Origin of the sequence: Sulfitobacter sp. HI0129, assembly GCF_001635395.1 — a bacterium.
GTDB lineage: Bacteria > Pseudomonadota > Alphaproteobacteria > Rhodobacterales > Rhodobacteraceae > Sulfitobacter.
Map to the genome: position 1 here is coordinate 1 of NZ_LWGH01000022.1, position 385 is coordinate 385.

Annotated in this window: 1 protein-coding gene; it reads left to right on the forward strand. The window is 55.6% G+C overall.

Annotated features, from left to right (window positions below; genetic code table 11):
• Positions 1-33: 33 nt before the first annotated feature.
• Positions 34-385: CocE/NonD family hydrolase (locus A3764_RS00270; protein ID WP_330220500.1), on the forward strand; the 352-nt coding region annotated here is incomplete at its 3' end.

A 385-nucleotide genomic window follows, 5' to 3' on the forward strand; every position in this document is an offset into this window, starting at 1 on the left:
AAAAGACTTAGCGTTGTTAGGGAGGACACCGCAATGAATTTGATTTCAGGAACTGTTGAGCCACGCAAAGAGCAGCGCAACGGCTTGATCGTGGAGTGGGACGTGCCTATCCCGATGCGTGATGGGTCTGTCCTGTATTGCGATATCTACCGTCCCGATAGCGAGGGACAGTTTCCCGTACTTATGTCCCACGGCCCATATGCCAAAGGCCTGTCGTTTGCCGAAGGCTATCCCGCACAATGGAACATGCTGACCCGCGACCATCCGGAGGTGGCGCAGGGCACCACTACCGAATTCGCAAATTGGGAAACTGCTGATCCGGAGAGATGGGTACCCTACGGCTATATCTGCATCCGCGTGGATTCGCGCGGATCGGGCATGTCTC